The organism is Mycobacterium sp. ABE4_509, from assembly GCF_056160785.1.
This window is the reverse complement of the sequence record NZ_JBSWXU010000002.1, coordinates 1-14,711: the sequence shown is the minus strand read 5'-3', so window position 1 is coordinate 14,711 and position 14,711 is coordinate 1. Positions and strand designations below refer to the sequence as shown.

Here is a 14,711-nt window from a genome sequence, read left to right as displayed (position 1 = left end):
GTCGAGTGTGCCCTATCGCCGGTCGGCTCAACCGAGTCTTGCCCGTGCCGCGCGCAGTGCGTCCTCGATGTCGCGCCAGGTGTGGGCGACGATGTCGGCGACCGGACGAAGGTCGGTGATCCGGGACGACACCTGCCCGGTGTTGGCGACGCTGGCATCCAGGTCGCCCCCGAAGTACAGGTCGGTCACCCGGCCGAGCAGCTGTGCCTGCGCCCCGTCGCCGACGCGGGCCGCCATCCCGGTCCGCAGCACCCGCATCGTCGGATTGCCCGGCACGGCCAGCAGTATCGTCCCGTCGTCACCCGCGGCGACGATCGCCTCCTTGAACTTGGCGTGGACCGCGGCCTCCTGGCTGGCCAGCATGCGGGTGCCCATCTGGACACCCTCGGCGCCCAGCACCAGCGCCGCAGCCGCCGAGCGGGCGTCGCAGATCCCGCCCGCGCAGATCAACGGCAGATCGACGCTGTCGGCCACCAGGGGCAGCAGCACCATCGTCGAGGCGCCCAGGGCGGACTTGAAACCGCCACCCTCAACCCCTTCGACCACCAGCCCGTCGACGCCGGCGTCGGCGGCCTTGAGTGCGCCCTTCAACGAGCCGACGACGTGCACCACCGTCATCCCGGCGTCGTGCAGCCGCGCGGTGAACAGTGCCGGGTCACCGGCCGAGGTGAACACGTGGCGCACCCCGGCGCCGGCGAGGACGTCGACGATCGACGGGTCACGTTTCCAGCCCTGGATCATCAGGTTCGCCGCCACCGGGCGGTCGGTGAGCTCCCGCACCCTGGTCAGGTCGGCGCGGCCCTCGTCGGTCAGCGTCTCGATCATCCCCAGCCCGCCGCCCTCGGACACCGCGGCCGCCAGTTCTGCGCGGGCGATGTAGGTCATCGGGGCCTGCACGATGGGGAATTCGACACCGAGGAGTGCCTGAACGCGATTGGTCATGGCCGCAATCTTGCTACCTTCGCCGGTGTGTACCGGGTGATCCAGTGGGGAACGGGTGCGGTCGGAACGGAGATGATCACCGCGGTGCTCGACCACCGGCCGGACTTGTCGCTGGTCGGGGCCCGGGTGTACTCCGACGACAAGAACGGCGTCGACATCGGCACGCTCGTCGGCCGGGACCCGATCGGCGTGTCGGCCACCACCGACGTCGAGCAGATCCTGGCGCTCGACGCCGACTGCGTGCTCTACACCCCGCGCACCGCGCGGGTGGACGACGTGTGCGCGGTGCTGGCCGCCGGCAAGAACGTCGCGACGACCGCGTTCATGTTCCATCCGCGGCGGATGGCCGCCGCCGACCGTGACCGGGTGGAGGCGGCGTGCGAAGCCGGCGGCAGCACCGTCCACGGCAGCGGCCTGAACCCGGGCAACCTGTCCGGCGTGCTGCCGTTGGCGCTGTCGGGGATGAGCCGCACCATCGACTCGATCACGCTGCAGGAGCGTGCCGACTGGTCGGCCTACGAGAGCACCGGAATCACGTTCGACAACATGGCTTTCGGGCAGCCGGTCGAGATGATCAGCCCGACCGCGACGGAGTTCCTGGCCTTCAACAGCTCGATCTTCGTCGAGCAGGTGTGGTTGCTCGGTGACGAACTCGGCGCCGACCTCGACGAGGTGACCACCACCGTCGAGGCGGTCCCCGCCGAGACCGACCACCAGATCTTCGACCATGTGCTGGCTGCGGGCACGACCGCGGGTCAGCGGTGGAACTGGACGGGCAGGCGCGACGGGCGGGCGCTGATCGAGATCGAGACGCTGTGGACCGTGGGCGGGGAGTACCCGAGGCATTGGCCGGTGCCCCAGCACGGCTGGACCCTGACCATCGAGGGCGACCCGTCGATGCGGGCGCACTTCATGTCGCTGGCCAGCTTCAGCCGTGCCGCCGAGATGTCCGAGCACGTCCGCGCGGCCAACGTGGCCACCGCGATGCAGGTGCTCAACGCGGTGCCGGCGGTGTGCGACGCACCTGCTGGATTCGCCACCTCGGCGTCGCTGCCGCTGATCCGCAGCGCAACCGGATTCCGCCGCGGCGGCGTTCAGCTGTAGTAGATCACCGAGTAGTCGGCGCTCCACGCCGTGCCGTCGCACTTGAGCGGGACGCCGTCGGGGCTCTGGGCGATCGCGCCGGTCTCGGTGCACTGCGAGCGCAGCGTGCGCACCCCGGTCAGCGGCCCGGAGGACACCCACCGGCCGGCGAAGTTGCACGCCAGCGTCTGTCCGGAGGAGTCCATGCCGAAGTTGTAGCGGGGTGCCTGGTTGCAGGACCCGCCGAGCTGGGCGGTGTGGTCCACATAGGGCACGCATCCGGAGCCGTCGCAGCTGGAGATCGGTGTCGCCGTCGCCGTCCCCGTACCCAGCCCGAGCAGCGGCGCGACGAGCGCCGCCATCATCGCCGCCGTCCGCATGGCCTCACCCTAGGCTGCTGTTCCGCCAGCCGGGCGGGATCGGGCATTCGGCCCGCGACGGCGGCGGCTGGCGTAGGGTCTTGGCTCATGAAGTGGCTGGTCGGTGCGGTGTGTGCGGGTCTGGTGTGCGGTATGGGTGTAGCGGCGCCGGCCGCGCACGCCGATGTGGTGGCCTACCTGGTCAACGTGCACGTGCGTCCCGGTTACAACTTCCCCAACGCCGACGCGGCGCTGGGCTACGGGAACAGCGTCTGCGACCGGGTGGCCGGCCAGATGCCGTACGCCGAACTGGTCAACCAGGTGAAGGCGGACTTCCACACCACCGACTACTACCAGGCCGGTTACCTGATCAATCAGGCCGTCAACGAGCTGTGCCCGGCGCAGATCTGGCAGTTGCGGCAGTCGGCGGCGGGCTACCAGCCGTTCTAGCAGCCCGCCCCGGCTGCTACGGGCAGGTGATCACGATCTCGAACGGCTTGTTCACCGGCTGCAGCGGGTTGGCCATGTCGATGCCCGTCGCGGTGCCGGTGATCGTGTAGGTGTCGCCGTCCTTCTCCACCGTGGCTTCGCCCTCGTTGACGCCGCTCTGGTAGCCGAGCGTGACGCCGTTGACGTTGCCCAGCCCCACCGAGACGACGTTGGGGTCGTCCCCCTCCGACACCACGGCGCCGATGCCGGTGGTGGCGTCGCCGATGGCCATGTTGACGTTGCCGCCCATCGAGTTGCAGACGACCGTGCCCTCGACGCCCTGATCTTCGCCGTCGATCGTCACGGTGCTGGTCCCCGCGGCGGCGGCCGCCGTCGATGTCTCCCCCGAGGTTCCCGATTCTTCGCTCGATCCGCCGCAGGCCGACAGGCCGAAGATCATTGCTGCGCCCCCGACGACGACGGCGATCTCACGGGTTCCATGCTTCATTGCGGGTCTCCTAAGGTTTGACTTATGCCGTGGCTTGGCGAGGTCGTCGAACCACATCAAGCATTATGAGCGGCGTCCGCGCTGGTGAAGGGGTATTCGCCGAATCACATGAGCGGTTCGCTGACGGCTTGTGTCAGCACGTCGGGTCTCGAAGCATCCCGGGCCGCAGGAGACCAAGGTGATGGTGCTGTCAAGCCCGTTGTCCTGGGTTCGGATATAGGTTCCCGGCGGCGGTTCGGCGCTCGCCACCCCTGCGTTGCCTAGGACCAGGCAACCGGCCACGCCCGCGATCGCGACGCTTGCCCGCGGACTCAATGCAGATCGTAGGCTTGTCGGGACACTGTGAAGTAGTGCCCGGTGTCGGCGTCGCTGCACTTCATCGCCGAGTACTCGCTCGTGCAGGTGAGGGAACCGACCGTGTGGGATTGGCCGTAGTCGAGGATGAAATCTTCACTGGTGATCAAGGTGTCGTTGCGGCAGCGGATCGCCGCCGGTTGCCCGGCCTGGAGGACGAGCCGGTCCGCCTGTTGCAGGCCGCACAGCGGGTCGTCGTAGACCGGGGGTCCCGTCCAGTCTCTTTCGGCCAGATCGCACAGGACCAGTTGGGACTTCATCATGCACACGATGTTGTGCGACGGGGAGGAAAAAGACACGTAGTCCGCCGCTGTTGCAGCAGGCGCCGCGGCTGCCGAGGAGATCGCCGTGAGCGCACCGATCAGCGAACTCACCACCGGCCTAGGCATTGGCACCCAGCCAATCCAACTCCGCGCGCGGATTTCCCGGCGTCTGGCCGATGCTGAGCGTGGTGTGGTCCAGTTCGCATTCCTTCCAGATCCCGCCGATCGGGGGACCGGTTGCGCCCGGGTAGTAGGTGGTCAGGCACGTCCAATCGTCGTCATAGCTCACGAGCTGCCACTGACCGCCCTGGGCACGCGCGGGGTCGCTGAGGTAGCGATCGAAGACGGCGGAGGCTTCCGGACAGGTCAACCCGCCCACCGCGCGAAGCTGACCGAGAGCGCCGTTGGGGGCTGCGAGCTGCCCGCAGTCGGCGCCCCCTTGCTCGTCCGCAGTGGTGACTGCCGCTGTCATCACAGAGACGACTCCAACAGCGAGACCGACGCCCCCCAGGCCGATCAACCGGTCTGCCCCCGACCACCCGATGCGCTTCACCGCCTCGAACCCCCCCGATTCGCACCCCGATTATCTGCAGAAACGCTATCAAGTGGCCGGGTGCTTCGGCCTGTAGTCCAGCTCAAATGTGCATATACTCGGGGATGTCATCGTGACGCTTTTCACGCTGTTTTGGGGGATTTAGCGTGTTAGGACAGCATAGGACTGGATCCATCGCGGTCGGGGTGGGCATGTCTGCCATCGCGGTTGGCGCGCTGTCCGTCGGCGCAGCGAGCGCCGACCCGTTGAGCGACTCTGGAACAGACTGCGGCGCCATCGCATTCCCGGACAACGAGTTCTGGACCGGCCGAAGCGCTCCGGTCCGCATCGTTGAAGGCAGTGTGTCCTGCAACGAGGCCCTATCTGTCCTCGACCGTTACATCCATGGTGTCTCCTACCCGGAGGGCGGCAACTACCTGGTGTTTCCGGTCGACGACTGGACATGCCAGATCCCGTACTCGGGTGCAATGCTGACCGAGTGTGGCTGCTCGGTCATTTGCGGGCGCCCCGGTGACCGAATAATTACCGTGAACTACTAGCAGGCGATCTTGATTCCGAACGTGCTCGTCGAGCGGAAGCTCGGGTCGTCGAGATCGAAGCCCACCGCCGTGCCGTTGATGTCGAAGGTGCGGTCGGTCATCGTCACCGTGGCCTCGCCGTCGAGGCCCTGGTTGTAGCTGCCGGTGAACCCGCCGAGGTCGGTGATGCGCAGCAGCCGTACATCGAGGTCCTCGGCGTTGGACACCATCGTGTACACCCCGGAGTCCTCGCCGCCGGTGGAGATCATCGTCAGCGATTCGATCGTCATGCAGTTCACCGCGTAGGAGGTTCCGGCATCCTGACCGTTGACGGTCACCTGAGCGGTTCCCGGGATCAGCGCGCCCTGTGGCGGCTGGTAGGGCGGCGGCGGAGACGACGAACACCCGGCGGCGAGAGCGGCGGCGGCGAGAGCGCAGGCACTGACTGCCCATCGTGTGGTCACAGGGCAGAATCTACTTCCGTGCCGGTGCCGATGTTCAGTGATCCGTTTTTTCGGGTGGAGGCCGAACTGCCGGGCCGACTGGGCCGGACCGGGGTGATCACGACCCCGCACGGTGAGATCCGGACCCCGGCCTTCATCGCCGTCGGCACCCAGGCCACCGTCAAAGCGGTCCTGCCGGACACCATGAAAGAACTTGGTGCCCAAGCGATCCTGGCGAACGCCTACCACCTGTACCTGCAGCCGGGGCCCGATATCGTCGACGCAGCGGGCGGTCTGGGCGCGTTCATGAACTGGTCCGGCCCGACGTTCACCGACAGCGGTGGATTCCAGGTGCTCTCGCTGGGGGCGGGTTTCCGCAAGGTGCTGTCGATGGACGCTCAGCGGGTCCAGGCCGACGACATCATCGCCGAGGGCAAACAGCGCCTCGCCCACGTCGACGACGACGGGGTGACGTTCCGCTCGCACCTGAACGGGTCCAGTCACCGCTTCACCCCGGAGATCTCCATCGGGATCCAGCGGCAACTCGGTGCCGACATCATCTTCGCGTTCGACGAGCTGACCACCCTGGTCAACACCCGCTCCTATCAGGAGCGCTCGGTGCAGCGCACCCACGACTGGGCGGTGCGCTGTCTGGTCGAGCACCGCAGGCTCGACGAGTTGCGTCCGGACAAGCATGCCCAGGCACTGTTCGGGGTGGTACAGGGCGCCCAGTACGAGGATCTGCGGCGCCACGCCGCCCGCGGGCTGGCCGGGCTGGGCTTCGACGGTTTCGGGATCGGCGGGGCGCTGGAGAAGCAGAACCTCGCCACGATCGTGGGCTGGGTGAGCAGCGAGCTGCCCGCCGACAAGCCGCGCCACCTGCTGGGCATCAGCGAGCCCGACGATCTGTTCGCGGCCGTGGAGGCCGGTGCGGACACCTTCGACTGTGTCTCTCCGTCCCGGGTGGCCCGCAACGCCGCGGTGTATTCGCCGGACGGCCGGTTCAACATCACCGGTTCCCGGTACCGGCGCGACTTCACCCCGATCGACGAGGCCTGCGACTGCTATACGTGCGCGCACTACACGCGCGCGTATCTGCACCATCTGTTCAAGGCCAAGGAGATCCTGGCCTCGACGCTGTGCACGATCCACAACGAACGGTTCGTCATCCGTCTCGTCGACGACATCCGTGCGGCCATTCCGGCGGGCCGGTTCGACGAGCTGCGTGAGCACGTGCTGGGTCGGTACTACGCGGCGAAAGCCTGACCTGCGTCCTTTTAGACGCGTGCACAATAAGAGCATGACGACTGCCGCGGACCCCCAGTCCCTTCTGATGCAGATGCTCGATCCGGTGCACCGCGCCGATCCCTACCCGCTGTACGGGCGGATTCGCGAGCACGGTCCGCTGCAGCTGCCGGAGAACAACCTGGCGGTGTTCTCCTCCTACGCGCTGTGCGATCAGGTGCTGCGCGACCCGTCGGCGGCCAGCGACCGGCTCAAGTCGACCGCGGCGCAGCGGATGCTGGCCGAGGGCGCGACGCCGCGTCCGTTCGGTCCGCCGGGGTTCCTGTTCCTCGACCCGCCCGACCACACCCGGCTGCGCCGGCTGGTCAGCAAGGCGTTCGTGCCCAAGGTCGTCAAGGCGCTCGAACCCGACATCGTGGCGCTGGTCGACTCGCTGCTGGGCAAGGCGACACCCGGCGAGCCCTTCGAGGTGATCACCGGGCTGGCCTATCCGCTGCCGGTCGCGGTGATCTGCCGGCTGCTCGGTGTGCCGCTGTCCGACGAGCCCCAGTTCAGCGCCGCCTCGGCGAAGCTCGCCCAGGCCCTGGACCCGTTCCTGGCTGTCACCGGCAGCGCGGGGGAGGGATTCGAGGAACGCATGCAGGCCGGGCTGTGGCTGCGCGGGTATCTGCGCGAACTGATCGCCCAGCGCCGCCGCGATCCCGGCGAGGACCTGATGTCGGGGCTGATCCACGTCGAGGAGTCCGGTGACCAGCTGACCGAGGACGAGATCGTCGCGACCTGCAACCTGCTGCTGATCGCCGGGCACGAGACCACGGTCAACCTGATCGCCAACGCGACGCTGGCGTTGCTGCGGGATCCGGCGCAGTGGGCGGCGCTGGCGGCCGACCCCGAACGCGCCGGCGGGGTGATCGAGGAGACGTTGCGCTACGACCCGCCGGTGCAGCTGATCGGCCGGGTGGCTGGCGACGACATGACGATCGGCGGTGTGACGGTACCCAAGGGCGACAACATGCTGCTGTTGCTGGCCGCCGCCCACCGCGACCCCGACCTGGTCGAGCGTCCCGACGAGTTCGACCCGCAGCGGCCCACGATCCGTCACCTCGGCTTCGGCAAGGGCCCGCACTTCTGCCTGGGCGCACCGCTGGCCCGGCTCGAGGCAACCGTCGCGCTGACGGCGCTGACGGCGCGTTTCCCGCAGGCCGCGCTGGCCGCGGAGCCGACCTACAAGCAGAACGTCACGCTGCGCGGGATGGCCGAACTGCCGGTGTCGCTGAGCTGAGATCAGCCACCCAGTTCACCGATGACCGCCGCGGCGGCCCGCTCGCCGGACTCCACCGCGCCCTCCATGTATGCGCTCCAGTGGGTCGCGGTGTCGGTGCCGGCCCAGTGGATCGCACCGACGGGCGCGGCGAGCGCAGGGCCGAACGTGGTCCACACCAGGGGGCCGCAGTTGGCGTTGTAGCAGCCCCGGGTCCACTGCCGCTCGGCCCATTCGCCGTCCACGTAGCACTCGGGGTGGGCCGCCTTCGGACCGAAGTGGCGCACCAGCTCTGCGGTCAGCGCGCCCCGTCGCCGGTCGGTCGGCAGCCGACCGTACGTGCGGGCCTGGTCGCCCTCCAGGAACAGCAGGAGCACCCCGCGGCCGTCGCCGGGCATGCAGGTGTCGTTGGACATCCGCGCCGGCCCGATGTCCGAGATCAGCTGACCGTTGAGTCCGTCTGCGCGCCAGAACGGTTCGTCGTAGACGAAGAACGCCTTCATCGCCGAGGCGTTGGGCAGCCGCTGGGTGAGCTGATCGCGCACCGCGGGCAGCGGCGGGTCGTACATGATCCGGCCGGCCAGCGTCGGTGAGAGCGTGACGATCACGCGGCGGCCGCGCGCGACCAGACCGCCGCGGCAGGTGACGGTCACCTGCTCGGCACCGTGCTCGATCAGCAGCACCGGGGCCTCCAGGACCAGATGGTCGGCGATCAGAGCAGCCAGCCGCCGCGGGATCTCGCCGGTGCCGCCGACGAACCGGGTGGTCTGCGCCCCGCCCTCGGACTCGGCGAACAGCTCCGAGGTGACCCCGCACGTCTGGATGGTGAACAGCAGATGCAGGAACGACACCTCCACGGTGGGTACCGCCAGGATCCCGACGGTGCAGATTTCCAGCAGGGTGCGGGCCACCGGCGAAAGTCCCTGACCGTCGTACCAGGCCCCCGCGGTGATCGAATCCCATTCCGCGGCATGTGGTGCCAGCCACGGCGCCTCCGGAGGGACCTCGGCTGCCAGCTCGTCGAGCAGCCGCAGCACCTTTTCCAGCTCGGCCAGCTCGGCGCCGAACCTGCTGTGGAAGTCGTTCTGTCGCAGCACACCTGAGCCGGCCAGCTGGTAGGAGGTCTCGCCGTCGTCGTACTGCGGAAACGTCTGGACCCCGAGTTCTTCGGCCAGCGCGAACATCCGGTGATGGGTATCACCGATCCACTGGGCTCCGAGTTCGACGGGCAGGCCGGGCAGCGCCTCCTCGGTCAGGATGCGGCCGCCGACCCGGTCGTCGGCCTCGAGCACCAGCGGTGTCAGCCCCGCTGCGAGAAGCGCACGGGCGGCGATCATCCCGGAGATGCCGGCGCCGACGATGATGACGTCCGCTTCGCGCGACGGTGCAGTGATCATGCGAAACTCTCTCACGGCCGACGTCAGTCGGGCCGGTATATCCACGGTGTGCGCGGCAGCGTGTCCGGATCGAACTCGGCGAGCATGCCGCCGACCGTGTGGGAGCGGTATCCCAGCGAACCGGCGATCTGGGCCAGCGCGTCCGGCGCACCGATCTCGGCGAGGGTGACCGCCCCGTCGCGTTTCGCCAGCCGGGCACCGGCGTCGTTGAGTACCAGCGGCACATGGGCGTAGGTCGGCTGCGGGTGGCCCAGCAGGCGGGCCAGGTAGGCCTGGCGGGGCGCCGAGGACAGCAGATCGTCGCCGCGCACCACCTGGTCGACCCCGCAGGACGCATCGTCGACGACGACCGCCAGGTTGTAGGCCGGCACGCCGTCACCGCGGCGCACCACGAAGTCGTCGACCAGGCCGGTGTAGTCCCCGTGCAGCACGTCGTGCACGGTGTGCTCGGTGGTGTCGGCGCGCAGCCGCAGCGCGGGTGGCCGCCCGGTCTCGCGCCGGCGTGCCGCGCGTTGAGGTTCGGTCAGGTCCCGGCAGGTGCCCGGATAGGCGCCCTCCGGGGCGTGCGGGGCTCGCGGCGCGGCGGCGATGTCTTTTCTCGTGCAATAGCATTCGAATACCCGGCCGCGCTCGATCAGGTCGGCGACGACGGCGTCGTAGCGCTGCGGATGCGCCGTCTGCCGGGTGGCCTCACCGTCCCAGTCCAGCCCGAGGGCCGCCAGGTCAGCCAGTTGACGGTCGGCGATCTCGGTGTGGGTGCGGTCGTCGAGATCCTCGATGCGCATCAGGAAGCGCCTGCCGGTCGACCGGGCGAACAGCCAGGCCAGCACGGCGGTACGAAGATTGCCGATGTGCAGGTCGGCCGAAGGGCTGGGCGCGAACCTGCCTGCAGCCGTCATCCCCGTCACGTTAGTCGGCCAGCACCTCGGCGAAGGCCGAGCAGAACCAGTCGACGTCGGTCGGTGAGAACACCAGCGGCGGACGGATCTTCAGGACGTGGCCGGCGCTGCCGCACACCGAGATCAGCACGCGGCGCCGGCGCATGGCGTTGACCAGCCGGCGGGCCGTGTCCCGGTCGGGCGTCTTGGTGCGCTGGTCGCTGACGATCTCCACGCCGAGGTAGAGCCCGGCCCCGCGGACGTTCCCGATCCGCGGGTCGGTCACGGCGGCGAGTCCGGCTCGCAGCGCGGCCCCGACATCGCGGGCGCGGTCGCGCAGCCCGTCGGCTTCGATGACGTCCAGCACCGCCGCGGCCGCCGCCATCGACACCGGGTTGCCGGCGAACGTGTTGAAGTACGGCACGCCGGTCGCGAACGGTGCCAGCACCTCGGCCCGGCCGGCCATCGCCGCCACCGGCAGCCCGTTGCCCATCGGCTTGCCCATCGTGACGAGGTCCGGAACCACCCCGTGGCGCTGGAAGCCCCACATCGCATCCCCGGTGCGCGCGAAGCCCGGTTGTACTTCGTCGGCGACGAAGACGCCCCCGCGTCGGCGGACTTCGGCGACGGCCGGGCCCAGGACGTCGGGGGTGGGGTAGACGCCGTCGGAGGAGAAGATCGTGTCGAGCACCAGGGCACTGACCCCGTGCCCGGCGGCCGCCAGATCGTCGGCGGCGCGGGCCACATCGTCGGCGAAGCGTCCGGCCAGTTCGCCGGCGGGCACCCGGTAGCTGTCCGGTGCCGGCACCGTCCGCACGTTCGGGCCCACCGTCGCCGCGCCGCCCAACGACGGTGAGATCGCGGTGACGGTGGCGGTGTTGCCGTGGTAGGCGTCCGACGTCACGATGACGCCGGTGGCGCCGGTGTACATCGCGGCGACCCGCAGTGCCAGGTCGTTGGCTTCGGACCCGGTGCACGCATACATCACCTGATCCGGTCCGCCGGTGTCGTCGGACAGGGTGGCCAGCAGCCGCTCGGAATAGTCGAGGATCCCGCGGTGCAGGTAGCGGGTGTGGGTGTTCAGGGTCGACATCTGGCGGGTGACGGCCTCGACGACCCGGGGTTCGCAGTGTCCGACGCTGACGACGTTGTTGTAGGCGTCCAGGAACCGGTTTCCCTCGGCGTCGTAGAGGTAGGCGCCCTCACCGCGCACCAGGTGCACCGGCTGCTCGTAGAACAGCCGGTTGGCCGGGCCGAGCAGCCGCTCCCGCGCGGCGATCATCGGCTCGCCGGCCGCGGTGCCCGACCCGCTGCGGTAGCTGTTGGAGTCCATGATGTTCGAGAAGGCCATCACGCCCCAGTCTGCTGCATGACCGGTCGTCGGTCAGAATTGTGTGGATGTCCGGACTGCCCCCCGACCACGAGAGTTACGCCCGCGCCGCGCTACCGGCCTACGCGCGCCCCCAGGACGCGCCGTTGCGCCTGCTCAGTCTGTCGGAGAACGCGACATACCTGGTGGCCGACGACGAGCCGATCGTGCTGCGGGTGCACCGGCCGGGCTATCACTCGCTGGAGGCCATCCGCTCCGAGCTGGACTGGATGACGGCGTTGCGCCGCGAGACCGACGTGGCGACACCGGAGTTGATCCACGCCGCCGACGGTCGCGACGTGGTGGCCGCTGTGGTGGGCGACGGAATGCTGCACGTCGACGCGGTGACGTTCATCGAGGGCTGCACCGCCGAGGAGAACCCCGATGCGGTCGGCTTCGACGAGCTGGGCCGGTTGTCGGCGCACATGCACGACCACGTCGAGCGCTGGTCGGCTCCGGAGTACTTCACCCGGTTCGCCTGGGACGTGGACGCCACGCTGGGGCCGGTGGCCCGGTGGGGTAACTGGCGGGAGGCGCCCGGGCTGACATCCGAGGGGGCGGCGGTGGTGGAACGGGCCGCCGCGGCGGTGGCCGGCGCGCTCACCGAGTTCGGTCAGGCGCCGGACCGGTTCGGGCTGATCCACGCCGACCTGCGGATGGCGAATCTGATGGTCGGCCCCGCCGGCGCTGGTGGTCTCACCGTCATCGATTTCGACGACTGCGGTTGGTCCTGGCATCTGGCCGATCTCGGCGCGGTGGTGTCGTTCATCGAGGACACCCCCGAGGCCGGGCGGATGATCGCCGACTGGCTGCGCGGATACCGGGAGGTGCGGGCGATCCCGGCCGGGCACGTGGAGATGATCCCGACGTTCGTCATGCTGCGCCGGCTTATGCTGACCGCCTGGGTGGCCTCGCACGCCGATGCCGACGCGGCGTTGACGTTCACCGACGGCTTCGCCATGGGCACCGCAGCGTTGGCAGAGCGCTACCTGGGTGACCCCGGCTGGATGCGCTACGAGTAGGTGTGATGTCGACTAGGCCGCTCAGCCCAGCTCGGCGAGTCTGGCCACCGCCGGGGACATGGCGTCTATCCAGGACGCGGGTGCACCGGTCTTGGGGGTGACGATCGCCGTGTCGACGCCGAGTTCGGCGTAGGCGGCCATCTGGGTGAGGAACTCGTCGATGGCCTCGGGTCCGGCGTTCATGGCCAGGATTGTCTTGCTGATGCTGTGGTAGTCGCGGCCTGCGTCGTCGCAGTGCCGGCGCAGCACGTCGAGCTTGTGCGCGACGTCGCCGGGGGAGCTGGCGAACAGGTTGCAGGCGTCCCCGTACCGGGCCACCAGCCGCAGGGTCTTGCGCTCGCCGCCGCCACCGATGAGCACCTTGGGCCGGTTGATCGGCTGTGGCGAGCACAGGGTTTCGGCGAGCTGATAGTGCTTGCCCTGGTACGGACCGTTGTCGGTCGGGTCCCACATCTGGTCGCAGATCTGCAGGGTCTCCTCCAGGCGTTCGAAACGCTCCGCTGTGGGCGGGTACGGCACTCCGAGGCCGTGGTGTTCGCGCTCGAACCAGGCGGCGCCGATGCCGAGCACCGCGCGTCCCCCGGAGAGGATGTCGAGGGTGGTGACGGTCTTGGCGAGCAGGCCGGGATGGCGGTAGGTGACGCCGGTGACGAGCAACCCGAGGCTGATCGAGCTGGTGTGCCCGGCCAGATATCCGAGCGTGGTGTATCCCTCGAGCATGTTCGCCTCGGCGGGCAGCCCGGTCGGTTCGATCTGGAAGAAGTGATCCATGAACGACAGCCAGGTCGCGCCGGCTGCCTCGGCGGCGGCACCGACCTCGGCCAGCTCTGCGGCGATGGCGGTGGGTCCGCCGTCGATGTCGAAAACGGGGATGTGAAATCCGAGCTCCATACCGGGTGCAAGGGGTCGTGTTCGGCAGGCATTCCTGCCCGGGGCAGAAAAGGCGGTCTGGCCCATGTGTGGCGCGATCCTGCCAAGTCGGCCCGCAGGCTCGGGGCTCGGGGGAGGGAGTTATCCCCAATCGCGTTTTCATCCCCAGGTTGGGTGGTGGTGGCTTGCGGATGAGATCCGGCGTCGGTGGCCCCGAATAGTGTCGCTCATATGTTCGATAGTTCGCTTCCGGGGCCGGCCGACCTGGCTGGCGCCTCGGATGGCGAGGTGATCGACGCGATCACCGGCTGGTCGGCGACGGCGGCCGCGGCGGAGGCCCGCACATTCGTCGCGATCGCCGAATGGCAGCGCCGGCAGTGCAGCGACCCGGCGCGCGCCCGCTGGGCCTGCGATGACACCGACGCCGCTGCCGCGCAGATCGCCGCGGCGCTGACCGTCTCGCACGGACGCGCGGTGGGTTTGATGGACACCGCGGTGACCCTGCGTGATCGGCTGCCGAAACTGGGCCGGCGGTTCTTGGCCGGGCAGGTCAGCGCGCGGGTGGTGTCGCGGATCGTGTGGCAGTGCGCCCTGGTCGTCGACGACGCGGTGTGGGCGGGCCTCGATGAGCAGTTCGCCGCCGCAGCCAGCTCGTGGGGGACGCTGTCGGGGGAGAAACTCGACACCGCGATCGAGGTGTGGATCCACACCCTCGACCCTGATGCGGTGCGCCGGGTGCGCGCCCGGTCACGGTCTCGCGATTTCGGGATCGGCAAGCGCGACGACGCGACCGGCACCACCAGCGTCTACGGCCGGGTGTATTCGGTCGACGCCGCGATCGCCGCGCAACGCATCGCCGCGCTGGTCGCCTCGGTGTGTGAGGCTGATCCGCGCACCCTGGCCCAGAAACGCGCCGATGCGTTCGGCGCGGTGTTCGCCGGCGCACACACCCTCAAGTGTCTGTGCGCCACCCCCGACTGCCCCGCCGCCGCGGCCGAGGATGCCCGCGCGGCCAGCGTGGTCGTACACGTCGTGGCCGACCAGGCCGCCCTGACCGCTCAGCCTGATCCCGCCCTGCACGGCGAAGGCCCCCAGACCCGCCCGGACACACCTGCACCGTCTGCCCCCGCGGCGCCACCCACCCCGGCCCCCGCGCCGCCACCCACCCCCCAACCCCGTCTCTTATCCACATCTCCGAGCCCACGAGACTTGGCCGA

Annotated in this window: 17 protein-coding genes; 7 read left to right on the top strand and 10 right to left on the bottom strand. The window is 69.3% G+C overall.

Annotation, left to right across the window (positions count from 1 at the left end; all coding sequences use genetic code 11):
- Window positions 1-27 precede the first annotated feature (27 nt).
- Window positions 28-942, bottom strand: a complete 915-nt coding sequence (locus tag ACXAID_RS00785) for an NAD(P)H-dependent flavin oxidoreductase (RefSeq protein ID WP_475020265.1) — start codon at window positions 940-942, stop codon at window positions 28-30.
- Window positions 943-1,014: 72 nt separating this feature from the next.
- Between ACXAID_RS00785 and ACXAID_RS00780 the strand changes: the two genes are divergently transcribed.
- Window positions 1,015-2,046: an NAD(P)H-dependent amine dehydrogenase family protein gene (locus ACXAID_RS00780; RefSeq protein ID WP_475020341.1), complete on the top strand. Its 1,032-nt coding sequence runs from the start codon at window positions 1,015-1,017 to the stop codon at window positions 2,044-2,046.
- Here the strand turns inward: ACXAID_RS00780 and ACXAID_RS00775 are convergent.
- Entirely contained in the window at window positions 2,037-2,405 is a 369-nt protein-coding gene (locus ACXAID_RS00775) for a hypothetical protein (RefSeq protein WP_475020264.1), read from the bottom strand. The genes ACXAID_RS00780 and ACXAID_RS00775 overlap by 10 nt on opposite strands.
- A gap of 87 nt (window positions 2,406-2,492) precedes the next feature.
- Here ACXAID_RS00775 and ACXAID_RS00770 point away from each other — a divergent pair, with 87 nt between their 5' ends.
- Entirely contained in the window at window positions 2,493-2,834 is a 342-nt protein-coding gene (locus tag ACXAID_RS00770) for a DUF732 domain-containing protein (RefSeq protein ID WP_475020263.1), read from the top strand.
- Window positions 2,835-2,850: 16 nt separating this feature from the next.
- Here the strand turns inward: ACXAID_RS00770 and ACXAID_RS00765 are convergent, their stop codons facing one another.
- The 3 genes from ACXAID_RS00765 to ACXAID_RS00755 form a co-directional block, all read right to left on the bottom strand.
- Entirely contained in the window at window positions 2,851-3,321 is a 471-nt protein-coding gene (locus ACXAID_RS00765) for a lipoprotein LpqH (protein ID WP_475020262.1), read from the bottom strand.
- Window positions 3,322-3,632: 311 nt separating this feature from the next.
- A complete protein-coding gene (locus tag ACXAID_RS00760; RefSeq protein ID WP_475020261.1) occupies window positions 3,633-4,049 on the bottom strand; it encodes a DUF6636 domain-containing protein in 417 nt (138 codons plus the stop codon).
- 7 nt (window positions 4,050-4,056) lie between these two features.
- Window positions 4,057-4,413: a hypothetical protein gene (locus ACXAID_RS00755; protein ID WP_475020260.1), complete on the bottom strand. Its 357-nt coding sequence runs from the start codon at window positions 4,411-4,413 to the stop codon at window positions 4,057-4,059.
- Window positions 4,414-4,682: 269 nt separating this feature from the next.
- On the opposite strand from ACXAID_RS00755, the gene ACXAID_RS00750 reads away from it, so the two are divergent.
- Complete coding sequence (locus tag ACXAID_RS00750) at window positions 4,683-5,030, top strand: hypothetical protein (RefSeq protein ID WP_475020259.1); 348 nt, start codon at window positions 4,683-4,685, stop codon at window positions 5,028-5,030.
- Here the strand turns inward: ACXAID_RS00750 and ACXAID_RS00745 are convergent.
- On the bottom strand, window positions 5,027-5,473 hold the full coding sequence (locus ACXAID_RS00745) for a lipoprotein LpqH (protein WP_475020258.1): 447 nt from the start codon (window positions 5,471-5,473) through the stop codon (window positions 5,027-5,029). The genes ACXAID_RS00750 and ACXAID_RS00745 overlap by 4 nt on opposite strands.
- A gap of 30 nt (window positions 5,474-5,503) precedes the next feature.
- Here ACXAID_RS00745 and tgt point away from each other — a divergent pair, with 30 nt between their 5' ends.
- Together tgt and ACXAID_RS00735 are read left to right on the top strand one after the other, a co-directional pair.
- Window positions 5,504-6,718, top strand: coding sequence for a tRNA guanosine(34) transglycosylase Tgt (tgt, locus tag ACXAID_RS00740; protein WP_475020340.1), 1,215 nt, complete (start codon window positions 5,504-5,506; stop codon window positions 6,716-6,718).
- Between the two features lie 34 nt (window positions 6,719-6,752).
- Window positions 6,753-7,979, top strand: a complete 1,227-nt coding sequence (locus ACXAID_RS00735; RefSeq protein WP_421459225.1) for a cytochrome P450 — start codon at window positions 6,753-6,755, stop codon at window positions 7,977-7,979.
- Window positions 7,980-7,981: 2 nt separating this feature from the next.
- On the opposite strand, the gene ACXAID_RS00730 is transcribed toward ACXAID_RS00735, so the two are convergent.
- From ACXAID_RS00730 to ACXAID_RS00720, 3 genes are read right to left on the bottom strand one after another with little or no spacing between them, the layout of a single operon-like run.
- The gene (locus tag ACXAID_RS00730; protein ID WP_475020257.1) at window positions 7,982-9,355 is read right to left on the bottom strand and encodes a flavin monoamine oxidase family protein; all 1,374 of its coding nucleotides are present in this window, start codon (window positions 9,353-9,355) and stop codon (window positions 7,982-7,984) included.
- Window positions 9,356-9,378: 23 nt separating this feature from the next.
- The gene (gene gluQRS, locus ACXAID_RS00725) at window positions 9,379-10,254 is read right to left on the bottom strand and encodes a tRNA glutamyl-Q(34) synthetase GluQRS (protein ID WP_421459229.1); all 876 of its coding nucleotides are present in this window, start codon (window positions 10,252-10,254) and stop codon (window positions 9,379-9,381) included.
- A gap of 10 nt (window positions 10,255-10,264) precedes the next feature.
- The gene (locus ACXAID_RS00720) at window positions 10,265-11,584 is read right to left on the bottom strand and encodes an aspartate aminotransferase family protein (protein ID WP_475020256.1); all 1,320 of its coding nucleotides are present in this window, start codon (window positions 11,582-11,584) and stop codon (window positions 10,265-10,267) included.
- A 47-nt stretch (window positions 11,585-11,631) separates the two neighbouring features.
- On the opposite strand from ACXAID_RS00720, the gene ACXAID_RS00715 reads away from it, so the two are divergent.
- The gene (locus tag ACXAID_RS00715; RefSeq protein ID WP_475020255.1) at window positions 11,632-12,624 is read left to right on the top strand and encodes a phosphotransferase enzyme family protein; all 993 of its coding nucleotides are present in this window, start codon (window positions 11,632-11,634) and stop codon (window positions 12,622-12,624) included.
- A gap of 21 nt (window positions 12,625-12,645) precedes the next feature.
- On the opposite strand, the gene ACXAID_RS00710 is transcribed toward ACXAID_RS00715, so the two are convergent.
- On the bottom strand, window positions 12,646-13,515 hold the full coding sequence (locus ACXAID_RS00710) for an LLM class F420-dependent oxidoreductase (RefSeq protein ID WP_475020254.1): 870 nt from the start codon (window positions 13,513-13,515) through the stop codon (window positions 12,646-12,648).
- A 210-nt stretch (window positions 13,516-13,725) separates the two neighbouring features.
- Here ACXAID_RS00710 and ACXAID_RS00705 point away from each other — a divergent pair.
- Window positions 13,726-14,711 (top strand): DUF222 domain-containing protein (locus ACXAID_RS00705; protein WP_475020253.1); only part of this gene is annotated, 986 nt, incomplete at its 3' end.